The organism is Streptomyces sp. NRRL B-24572 (assembly GCF_002156145.1).
In the GTDB taxonomy this organism is placed as follows: Bacteria; Actinomycetota; Actinomycetes; order Streptomycetales; family Streptomycetaceae; genus Streptomyces; species Streptomyces vietnamensis.
In genome coordinates this window covers 1-2,536 of sequence record NZ_MWIG01000766.1, presented here as the reverse complement: position 1 = coordinate 2,536, position 2,536 = coordinate 1, and the positions used below count along the sequence as shown (strand labels likewise).

Below are 2,536 nucleotides of genomic sequence, written 5' to 3'. Positions count from 1 at the left end.
CGTCGCCGAGGAGCAGGTCGAAGGACAGAGTCCCCACGTACATGCGGTGCCGGATGTCCCGCCGGTTCGGGTTCGGTGGCCTGCCACGCCGTCGCTTGGCAGGGACACCAGAACCGTACACGCAACGGCCGGGGCCGATCGACGGAAATACTTCCGCCGACCGGCCCCGGACGCAGCCCTACGCGTTACGCGCGCGGCTTCTCGCGCATCTCGTACGTCGCGATGACGTCGTCGATCTTGATGTCGTTGAAGTTTCCGAGGTTGATACCACCCTCGAAGCCCTCGCGGATCTCGGTGACGTCGTCCTTGAAGCGGCGCAGACCCTCGATGTTGAGGTTCTCCGCGATGACCTTGCCGTCGCGGAGGAGGCGCGCCTTGGTGTTGCGCTTGACCTCGCCCGAGCGGATGAGGACACCGGCGATGTTGCCCAGCTTGGACGAGCGGAAGACCTCGCGGATCTCCGCCGTACCGAGCTCGACCTCTTCGTACTCCGGCTTGAGGAGGCCCTTGAGCGCCGCCTCGATCTCCTCGATCGCCTGGTAGATGACCGAGTAGTACCGGACGTCGACGCCCTCGCGCTCCGCCATCTGCGCGGCACGGCCGGCCGCACGGACGTTGTAGCCGATGACGATGGCGTCGGAGCCCATGGCCAGGTCGATGTCCGACTCGGTGACCGCACCCACACCACGGTGCAGGACGCGGATGTCGACCTCTTCGCCGACGTCGAGCTGGAGCAGCGAGGACTCGAGGGCCTCGACCGCACCGGACGCGTCGCCCTTGATGATGAGGTTGAGTTCCTGGACGAGACCGGCCTTGAGCACCTTGTCGAGGTCCTCGAGGGACACCCGGCGGACGCGCTTGGCGAAGGCGGCGTTGCGCTCACGCGCAGCGCGCTTCTCGGCGATCTGGCGGGCCGTACGGTCCTCGTCGACGACCAGGAAGTTGTCGCCGGCACCCGGGACGTTGGTGAGACCCAGGACGAGGACGGGAGTCGACGGGGTCGCCTCCTCGACGTTGTTGCCCTTGTCGTCGAGCATCGCCCGGACGCGGCCGTACGCGTCGCCGACGACCATCGTGTCGCCGATGCGCAGCGTTCCGCGCTGGACCAGGACGGTCGAGACGGCACCGCGACCGCGGTCGAGGTGGGACTCGATCGCAATACCCTGCGCGTCCTGGTTCGGGTTGGCCCGAAGGTCGAGCGAGGCGTCGGCGGTGAGGACGACGGCCTCGAGCAGGGAGTCGATGTGCAGCCCCTGCTTGGCGGAGATGTCGACGAACATCGTGTCGCCGCCGTACTCCTCGGCCACCAGACCGAACTCGGTCAGCTGACCGCGGACCTTGACCGGGTCGGCACCCTCGACGTCGATCTTGTTGACCGCGACGACGATCGGGACGCCGGCGGCCTTGGCGTGGTTGAGCGCCTCGATCGTCTGCGGCATGACGCCGTCGTTGGCCGCGACCACGAGGATCGCGATGTCGGTCGACTTCGCACCACGGGCACGCATGGCGGTGAACGCCTCGTGACCCGGGGTGTCGATGAAGGTGATGCGACGCTCTTCGTCGTTGACCTGGGTGGAGACCTGGTAGGCACCGATGTGCTGGGTGATGCCACCGGCCTCGCCCGCGACCACATTGGTCTTGCGGATCGCGTCGAGGAGTCGGGTCTTACCGTGGTCGACGTGACCCATGACGGTCACGACCGGCGGACGGGAGACCAGGGCCTCTTCGCCGCCCTCGTCCTCGCCGAACTCGATGTCGAAGGACTCGAGCAGCTCGCGGTCCTCCTCCTCGGGGCTGACGATCTGAACGACGTAGTTCATCTCTTCGGCCAGCATGACGAGCGTGTCGTCGGAGACGGACTGCGTCGCCGTGACCATCTCGCCGAGGTTCATCATGACCGCGACGAGCGACGCCGGGTTGGCGCCGATCTTCTCGGCGAAGTCGGTGAGGGACGCACCGCGCGACAGGCGAATGGTGTCGCCGTTGCCGCGAGGCAGCATCACGCCGCCCACGGACGGGGCCTGCATGGCCTCGTACTCCTGGCGCCTCTGACGCTTCGACTTGCGACCACGACGCGCGGGACCGCCGGGACGACCGAAGGCGCCCTGCGTGCCACCACGGCCACCCGGACCGCCGGGACGGCCGCCGAAGCCACCGGGACGACCGCCGAAGCCGCCGCCACCGCCGGGACCACCCGGACGACCGCCGCCGCCACCGGGACCACCGGGACGACCGGCGAAGCCGCCGCCGCCACCGCCGGGACCGGCCGGACGACCGGCGAAGCCGGGACGACCGCCGCCGCCGCCGGGACCGCCCGGACGACCGCCGGGGCCACCGGGGCCACGACCGCCGGGGCCGGGACGCGGGCCGGCAGCGGGACGCTGCGGCATCATGCCCGGGTTCGGACGGTTACCGCCGGGCGCGCCGCCCGGACGGGGAGCCTGGGGGCGAGGCATGCCACCGGGGGTCGGACGGGCACCGCCCTGACCCTGCGGACGCGGGGCGCCACCGGGGCCACCCTGCGGACGCGGGGCGC

The 2,536-nt window shown here is 70.2% G+C and carries 1 protein-coding gene; it reads right to left on the bottom strand.

The annotated features are described in order from the left end of the window. Positions 1-185: 185 nt before the first annotated feature. Positions 186-2,536: translation initiation factor IF-2 (gene infB, locus CCN56_RS35460; protein ID WP_086831889.1), on the bottom strand; the 2,351-nt coding region annotated here is incomplete at its 5' end.